Source organism: Streptomyces sp. NPDC097619, assembly GCF_040302735.1.
In the GTDB taxonomy this organism is placed as follows: Bacteria; Actinomycetota; Actinomycetes; order Streptomycetales; family Streptomycetaceae; genus Streptomyces.
In genome coordinates this window covers 50,583-58,705 of sequence record NZ_JBEOSD010000036.1, presented here as the reverse complement: position 1 = coordinate 58,705, position 8,123 = coordinate 50,583, and the positions used below count along the sequence as shown (strand labels likewise).

Annotated in this window: 7 protein-coding genes; 4 read left to right on the top strand and 3 right to left on the bottom strand. The window is 76.0% G+C overall.

All coding sequences use genetic code 11. From position 1 onward, the window contains the following. The 3 genes from ABTZ17_RS13145 to ABTZ17_RS13135 all read left to right on the top strand — a co-directional run. Positions 1–175: fasciclin domain-containing protein (locus ABTZ17_RS13145; RefSeq protein WP_352195663.1), on the top strand; the 175-nt coding region annotated here is incomplete at its 5' end. A gap of 90 nt (positions 176–265) precedes the next feature. Continuing rightward, positions 266–1,900 (top strand): M1 family metallopeptidase, encoded by a 1,635-nt coding sequence (locus ABTZ17_RS13140; RefSeq protein ID WP_352195660.1) that lies wholly within the window; start codon positions 266–268, stop codon positions 1,898–1,900. Positions 1,901–1,963: 63 nt separating this feature from the next. Continuing rightward, positions 1,964–2,725: a hypothetical protein gene (locus ABTZ17_RS13135; protein WP_352195659.1), complete on the top strand. Its 762-nt coding sequence runs from the start codon at positions 1,964–1,966 to the stop codon at positions 2,723–2,725. Here ABTZ17_RS13135 and ABTZ17_RS13130 read toward each other — a convergent pair. The 3 genes from ABTZ17_RS13130 to ABTZ17_RS13120 form a co-directional block, all read right to left on the bottom strand. Continuing rightward, positions 2,700–3,335, bottom strand: a complete 636-nt coding sequence (locus ABTZ17_RS13130) for an ATP-binding protein (RefSeq protein WP_352195658.1) — start codon at positions 3,333–3,335, stop codon at positions 2,700–2,702. The two genes, ABTZ17_RS13135 and ABTZ17_RS13130, sit on opposite strands and share 26 nt — an antisense overlap. 160 nt (positions 3,336–3,495) lie before the next feature. After that, positions 3,496–4,350 (bottom strand): phosphatidate cytidylyltransferase, encoded by an 855-nt coding sequence (locus ABTZ17_RS13125; RefSeq protein WP_352195657.1) that lies wholly within the window; start codon positions 4,348–4,350, stop codon positions 3,496–3,498. After that, on the bottom strand, positions 4,347–6,191 hold the full coding sequence (locus tag ABTZ17_RS13120) for a histidinol-phosphate aminotransferase family protein (RefSeq protein ID WP_352195656.1): 1,845 nt from the start codon (positions 6,189–6,191) through the stop codon (positions 4,347–4,349). The genes ABTZ17_RS13125 and ABTZ17_RS13120 overlap by 4 nt, the downstream gene beginning before the upstream one ends. A gap of 386 nt (positions 6,192–6,577) precedes the next feature. Here ABTZ17_RS13120 and ABTZ17_RS13115 point away from each other — a divergent pair, with 386 nt between their 5' ends. Next, positions 6,578–7,873 carry a ferredoxin reductase family protein gene (locus ABTZ17_RS13115; RefSeq protein ID WP_352195655.1) on the top strand — a complete coding sequence of 432 codons (1,296 nt, stop codon included), beginning with the start codon at positions 6,578–6,580 and terminating at the stop codon, positions 7,871–7,873. The last annotated feature ends 250 nt before the right edge of the window (positions 7,874–8,123 follow it).

The window sequence follows — 8,123 nt, the reverse complement described above, 5'->3', positions numbered from 1 at the left end:
CACCCCGAAGCAGCTGGAGAACGGCTCCTTCGAAACCCTCCAGAAGGGCATGATCACCACCACCGGCTCCGGTGAGTCGTACAAGGTCAACGACACCGCCAACGTGGTCTGCGGCAACGTCAAGACCGCCAACGGCACCGTGTACATCATCGACACCGTCCTGATGCCGAAGTAGCCCGCCCGGGCCGCCGACCCCGCGGCCCCGGCACCCCCTGGCGGCGGCGGCCGGGGTGCCGGGGCCGCGGCACGGGCGAAGAATGGGAGGGTGCGCCGCCTTCCCCGTACCGCGGTCCTCCTCGCGACGGCCGCCCTCGCGGTCGCCGCCCTACCGGCCCGCGCACCGGCCGCCGACGCACCACCCCGCACCCCCGCCCCCTTCGCCGCCACCTCCTTCACCACCAGGCCCTCCACCGCCACCCGGGGCACCTCGGACGGCCCGTTCGCGGGGCTGGGGAACGAGGGCTACGACGTGGCCGCCTACGACCTCGCCCTCGACCACCACCCCGAGGACCCCACCGGCCCCGTCCGGGCCACCGCCGTGATCAGCGCCGTCCCCGACCGGCCGCTCACCGCCCTCGCCCTCGACGCCGCCGGGCTCGCCGTCACCCGGATCACCGTGGACGGCGCCCCCGCCGCCTTCGCCCTCGACCCGGAGCGCGAGAAACTGACCGTCACCCCCGCCCGGCCCCTCGCCGCCGGCCGTACCGCCGCCGTCCGCGTGAGCTACACCGTGGACCCCGGGGCCACCGGGCCCGAGGGACGCGGCTGGATCAGGACGGGAGACCGGGGCGGATTCGCCCTGGCCGCGCAGCCCGACGGCGCGCACACCGTCTTCCCCTGCAACGACGTGCCCTCCGACAAGGCCCGCTTCACGATCGCCGTCTCCGTGCCGGCCGACACCGGCCTGATCGGCGTGGCCAGTGGCCTCAAGACCGGCGAGCGCACCGCCGACGGCCGCACCACCCACCGCTACCGCACCGTGCACCCCGTCTCCACGCAGCTGGTTCAGATCGCGGCGGGCCGCTACGAGGTGCTGGCCGGCGGCACCGAGGCCGGGGTGCCCCTCCGCCACGTGGTGCCGCGCGGCGAGCGCGACCGGTTCGCGTACGCCCTCGGGCTCACCGCCGAGCACCTGGACTGGCTGACCGCCCCCGACCGGCTCGGCCCCTTCCCCCTGGAGGCGTACGGCATCCTCGCCGCCGACACCTCCGCCCCCGAACCGTTCCGCTTCACCGGCCTGGAAACCCAGACCCTCACCCTGTACGACCCCTCCCACCTGGCCGGACGCACCCGCCCCGAGGTCATCGGCCCCCACCTGGTGCACGAGCTCGTGCACGCCTGGTTCGGCGGCAGCATCACTCCCGCCACCTGGTCCGACAACTGGCTCAGCGAGGGGCACGCCAACTACTACGCGCTGCTCTACCGCTACGGGAACGGCTGGCCCTCCGGCACCGGCGCCCGCACCATGGCCGAGGCCATGCGGACCGTCTACCGGGCCGCCGACGCCCACCGCGCCCGGTACGGCCCGGTGGCCCGGCCGGTGGACGAGGCCGCCGTCCACGGCGACCAGGTCTACCTGGGCGGCCCCCTCGCGCTCTACGCCCTGCGGCAGAAGGTCGGCGAGGAGACCTTCCGCCGCATCGAGACCGCCTTCATCGCCCGGTACCGGGACGCCTCGCCCGGCACCGAGGACTACCTGCGGACCACCGAACGGGTCGCCGGCCCCGAAGCCGCCCGCTTCCTCCGCGACTGGCTGTACGGCACCACCGTCCCCGCCATGCCCGGCCACCCGGACTGGACCACGGACCCGGCCGGCGCCGCCGACCGCCCCGAACCCGCCGCCAAGCTCATGGCCGACCCCTCCCTGCGGTCCCTGCTCGGCACCCCCGCCCCGGGCTGACCCGGCCGGGCGTCGGGCGGGTCCCTCCGGGTGGAATCGGGCCGGCGGGCCGATGATGGTGCCATGGTCGTCGGTATGCGGGCGGGGTCCGGGGACGACCCGGACGTCGAGTTCGAGCTGGACATCAGCCTGCCGCACCACGGGGTCGGCCTGTGGATGGTGGGCGCCTTCATCGTCACGTTCGTCGCCACCCGCGTGGTGACCCGGATGATCCGCGCCGGCCGCGGCCCCTTCGGCAACGTCAAGGTCGGCGGCACCCACATCCACCACCAGGTCCACGGCATCCTGCTGATGCTGATCGCCGGGGCCATCGAGTTCGTGAACCGGCCGGACCCGCCCGGGCTCCAGATCCTCGCCGTCATGTTCGGCGCCGGCGCCGCCCTCACCCTCGACGAGTTCGCCCTCTGGCTCCACATGGAGGACGTGTACTGGGCCGAGGAAGGCCGGAAATCCGTCGACGCGGCCTTCCTCGCGGCGGCCGTGGGCCTGCTGCTCGTGGCCGGCTTCACCCCGTTCTCCGACAGCGGCTCCGGCTCGGGGACCGTCGCCCGCGTCACCTTCGTCCTCATCGTGCTGATGGACGTGGTCCTGGCCGTCATCGCCATCCTCAAGGGCAAGACCGCGTTCGGGATCATCGGGCTCATGGTGCCCTTCGTGGCCCTGGTCGCCTGCCTGCGCCTGGCCAAACCGGACTCGCCCTGGGCCCGCCGCCGCTACCCCCCGGACTCCTCCCGCGCCCGCCGCGCCCTGCGCCGCTACCCGCCCGGCCGGCGCACCCTGATGGACCGGCTGAAGGACTTCATCGGGGGCACCCCGGGAGGATGACCTCCCCGCCGGTCCGGGGCGTCGCGCCCGTACGGGCGGCGGTACCCGCCCGCACGGCCCGGGCCCGGGCGGCCCCGGGGCGGGTCGCGGAAGAACGGGTGGGCTGCGCGGGCACGAGGCTGGAGACGGCGGTCGAGGAGGGTGCGGCCGGCGAAGAGGGCCCGGCCGTCGGGGAGGGGGCCACGACCTGGCAGGGGGCCGGTGCCGGGGCGGGGTCCACCGGCGCGGGACCCAGTCGGAACCACAGCCACTTGCCCGTACCGTCCGTGGCGAAGCCCCAGGCCCGGCTCAGCGCGGCGACCAGAGCCAGACCGCGGCCCGACTCCCGCTCGGCGCAGCCCGGGGCCGTGGGCTCCGCGGCGGTCAGGGCCGGCGAGCAGTCCCGTACCGCGCAGACCACCTGGCCGGTGTCGGGGTCCACGTCCACGACCAGCCGCACCGGGCCGCCCTCCGCGTGCTCCACGGCGTTGGCCACGGCCTCGGAGACCAGCAGCCGGGCGTCGTCCAACAGCTCCGGCTCGGTGACCACCGAGGCCACCGCCCGCCTTGCCGGTCCGGCGGAGGACGCGGTGGCGGGCAGGACGATGTCCACACGACGACGGCTGTGCACGGTGGCCTCCAGACGGTACCCACGGGCTTGCTCCCCACCCTCCACGGTAGGGAGTGTGACCCCGGTCTCACACCGGCCGCACGACCCTACCCCGACCCGCTCCGTGGTCCTTACGGCCCCTGCCGGAGGTCCGGGACCTCCGGCCCCCGCCGGCCCGGCCTCAGCTGAGGACCAGCAGCACCGCGAGGGCGAGGAGCAGCGAGTCGACGCGGTCGAGCAGGCCGCCGGAGCCGGGCAGCCAGCTGCCCGCGTCCTTGGCCCGGGCCCCCCGCTTGACCATCGACTCCAGCAGGTCCCCGAGGGGGCCGCCCACCGCCACGGCCACCGCCATCTGCCAGGTGAGGCAGGACAGCGCGGCCGGCACCAGGAGGCCGGCCGCCGCCCCGGCCAGGGTGCCGCTCCACCGCTTGGCGGGCGAGAGCGGGGAGAGCCGGGGCCCGCCCGTGCGGCGGCCCACCGCGTACGCCACGATGTCGGCGATCGACACCGCCACGAACAGCACCAGCCCCGACGCGCCGGCCGGCACCAGACCGGCCAGCACACCCAGCCACACGAGCCCCAGCAGGCCCGCCCCGAGCCGCCGCAGTCCGTGCTCGGCGTCCCCCGACAGCAGGGGGACCGCGGCGATCGCGAGCGCGCACACCGCTCCGGCCCGCAGCAGCTGCTCCGGGGCCAGCCAGGCCGTCAGGACCAGCCCGACGACCGCCGTGCCGAGCACGATCCGGTCCGCCGTCCTCAGCCGCAGCAGCCCGCCGTACTCGGCCGTCGCGACCACGCCCACCACGGCCGCGAGCACCGCGATGCCGGGCGGGCCCAGCCAGAACGCGCCCGTGACCAGCGGCACGCCGACCGCCCAGGCGCACCAGCGGACCATCAGCTCGCGCCGCCGGGACGCGGCGACCGCCACCCCGCCGACCGCCAGCGCGCCGCCCAGCCAGGGGACCAGACCGGCCACGGTCACCGTGCCGGCCGTCCCCGCCAGAGCCGACACCGTCAGCGCCGACACCGTGCTCACCGGCCGCCCCGGTCCGCCGGAGCCGGAGCCGGGGCCGGGGCCGAAGCCGGAGCCGTGGCATAGGTAGCGCCGGGGGCGGGTACCGGGGCCGGGGCCGCCGGAGCCGACGGCTCCGGGCGCAGGGCCTCCAGGGCCGCCCGGCAGGCCGCCACGATCCGGGCGTTCTCCGCCGTGTCCCGGACCGCCACGCGGAAGGTCCGGCCCTCGTACACCGGGGACATCGGGGACAGGTCCCGCAGGTACACCCCGTGCCCGCGGCACGCGCGGACCAGCGCGGCCGCGCTCGGCCCGGCCGTCGGCAGGGTCACCGTGAGGAAGTTCGCCACGCCCTCCTCGACCGCTTCGAAGCCCGCCAGCGCCGACAGCCCGTCGGCGAGCCCGCGCCGGAGCACGGCGGTCCGCGCCCACTGCTCCGCGTAGTGGCCGGGGTCGCGCAGCGCCGTCACCGCCGCCAGCTGGGCGGGCAGGCTCACGGGCCACGGCGGCGTCCACCGCCGCAGCTCCCCGGCCGTCTCCGGGTCGGCGACCAGGTAGGCGGCCCGCATCCCCGACAGCGCGTACATCTTCGACAGGGAGGTGCACACCACCACCCGCGGGTCCGTCGCGGCCGTCCCGGCCAGCGACTCCGCGGGGTCCACGTAGCCCAGGTACGTCTCGTCGATCCACCAGCGGGTCCGCGCGGGCGCTCCCGCCAGCACGGCCCGCAGCCCTTCGGCGGGGGCGTGGCGGCCCGTCGGGTTGTTCGGGTTGACCACCACCACGAGGTCGTACCGCCCGTCCGCGGTCGCGGCGGCGAGCCGGGCCGGGTCGAGCAGCCAGCCGTCCTCGCGGCGCAGCGCGAGCCGGTCCACCCGGCAGCCGATCACCCGCTCCGTGACGTGCGCGTACTCGCCGTAGCCCGGGTCCACCAGCAGCACCCGGCTCTGCGGCGTCAGCCACCGGCCGAACGCCCGGAAGATCAGGTCGGAGGAACCGGCTCCTACGGCGAGGGACCCCACCGGCAGCCCGCGGACCGCGGCGATCTCCGCGAGCAGCCCCTCCGCGCCCGTGGGCGGCGAGGTCCGGGCCGCCCACCCCGGATCCGCCGTGAGCGCCGCGGTGACCTTCGGGGACGGCGGGAACCAGGCGTCCAGCACGTCCGCCGCGACCACCTCGTGACGGCGCTCCAGGGTCCGGAAGTCCGTACCGATCGCGGTGAAGAAGGCGCCGCCGTGCTCGCAGCCGTCCGCGCGGGGCGCGAAGTCCGCGTCCAGCCGCCAGTCCAGGTCCGCGCGCAGCCGCTCCAGGGTCCTGCCGTGCCGCTCCAGGACCGTACGGGTCAGCCCGGCCACCGCCCCGGTCAGCACCTCGAAGGAGACCGCGCCCGCCCGCACCGTCCGCCCCACCGGCTCCAGCCCGGCGGCCAGGTACATGTCCAACAGCTCGGTGCGGCCCATCGCCACCACCCGCCGGCCGCCCCGCGCGGCCACCCAACGCAGCGCCGCGTACATCAGGAGGGGCGCCGCCGCGGTGGAGCGCCAGCGCTCCTCCACCGTCAGGATCCGCACCTCGAACGGAGAGTCCTCCGACAGCAGCGGCAGTTCCTCGCGCGTCAGGTACTTGTCCAGCGCGTAGCGGCCGACCCACGGCGGGGTGAGGCTGACGAAGCCGAGACGGTCCTCCCCGCGCGCGGCCACCAGGTACACGTTGTCCCCGTCGAGCCCGTCGCTCAGCCGCCCGGAGTCGTTCACCGGGTGCTGGCCCAGCTCCTCCGCGTAGACCCGGTGCCGCAGCCCGTGGATCCAGTCCCGGTCGGCGGCCGTCGCCGAGCGCAGCTGTAGGGGGTGTTCGGGGTGTTCCATCGCAAGTCCCTCTGAAGATCCGCGGCGTCCGGCGCGCGGCCCGTCCGACGGGTGGCCCGATCGACGGGTGGTCCGTGAGACGCGAGGCCCGTTCGACGGGTGGTCCGTTCGACGCTCAGCCTGGGCACGCGCGGACACCGCGAACAGAGTAGGAGTACTCAGTTCGCCCACGATCTTCGTCCACGGCCGCCGGGACCTTCGAAGGGGGGGCGGACCGCACCCTGCGGAACGGGCCGTCCGCCGCTCGCCTCCCGGCCCGCCGGAACCTCGCTCCCGGCCCGCCGGAACGGGCCCGGCTCAAGGGTTCTTGATCCCCGCCTCAAGGCAGCCTTAAGGGGCCCCGTACGGGCCTCCACACCCCATCTGACCTGCATAGAGTGCCGCTCATGCGTGACATCGAACGGCTGACCGGGCGCGGGATCCGGGGCGGGGCCGCCGCCGTCGTCCTCCTGTGGGCCGTCCAGGTCCACCCCTCCGCCCGCCCCGACGCGCTGTTCGCCACGGCCGCCCACCTCACGGGACTCCTCGCCGGATACGGGGTCCTCGTCCTGCTCTTCCTGATGGCCCGGGTCCCCGCCGTCGAGCACGGAGTGGGCGCCGACCGACTGGCCCGGCTCCACGCCGTCACCGGCCGCTACGCCCTGCTCCTCGTCCTCGCGCACGCCCTCTTCGCCCTGCTCGGGTACGCCGTCCACGAGGGCCTCGACCTGATCGGCGCCGTCCACGGCCTCCTCGGCTACCCGGCCCTCGCCGCCGCGACCGCCGCCGGCGCCCTCCTCGCCGCCGTCGGCCTCAGCTCCGCCCGCGCCGTCCGCCGACGCCTCTCCCACGAGCTGTGGCGCCGTGTCCACCTCACCGTGTACCCGGCCGCCGCCCTCGGCTTCGTCCACCAACTCGCCGGACCCGACCTGGCCGCCCTCGGCTGGTTCTGGGCCCTCGCCCATGCGATCGTCGCCGTGCTGCTCGTCCGGTACCGGGTGCTCCTGCCGCTCCGACAGGCCCTCCGCCACCCGCTGCGCGTGGCCGCCGTCCGCGACGAAGGGCCCGGTGTGGTCTCCGTCCTCATCCGCGGCGAAGCCCTCGGAGAACTCCGCGCCCTGCCGGGCCAGTTCTTCCGCTGGCGGTTCCTCCACCCCGGGCTCTGGCACACCGCCCTGCCCTTCTCCCTCTCCGCCCCGCCCGCCGACGACACCCTCCGCATCACCGTCAAGGCCCTCGGTCGGCACTCCCGCCGGGTCCGCCGCCTCCGTCCCGGCACCCGCGTCATCGCCACCGGCCCCTTCGGCGCCCTCACCGCGGCCCGCCGCACCCGCCCCAAGGTGCTGCTCATCGCGGGCGGCGTCGGCATCACCCCGCTGCGCGCCCTCTTCGAGACCCTGCCCGGCGGACCCGGCGACCTCACCCTCCTCTACCGCGCCGGAACCGAGGAACACCTCGTACTGCGGGCCGAGTTGGAAGCCATCGCCGCGGCCCGCCAAGCCGGGCTGCACTACCTGCTCGGCCCCTCCGACGGCCCGTACGACCCGCTGGCCCCGGCCGCCCTCCGCGGGCTGCTCCCCGACCTCGCCGAACACGACGTCTACCTCTGCGGGCCACCCGGCATGACCGCCGCCGCCGTCACGGCGCTGCTCCGGGCCGGGGTCCCGGCCGACCGCGTCCACAGCGAGTGCTTCGCCTTCTGACAGGTCGTCCGTCCCGCCGTCCGTGAAAGGACCGTTCCGCCGTGCCCAGCTCCGCTGCTTCCGCCGTCCCTGCCGTTTCCGCCGTCCCTGCGGTTTCCCCCGTCTCCACCGTCTCCGGCGCCGGCGTGGTTTCCGTGTCCTCCGGGCCGTACCCGCCGCCGCCCGCCCATCCGCCGGACGCCTGTCCGCCGGACGGTGCGCCGTCCGATGCGGTGCGGACGCGGCCGCGTGCCCGGCACCGCAAACCGGC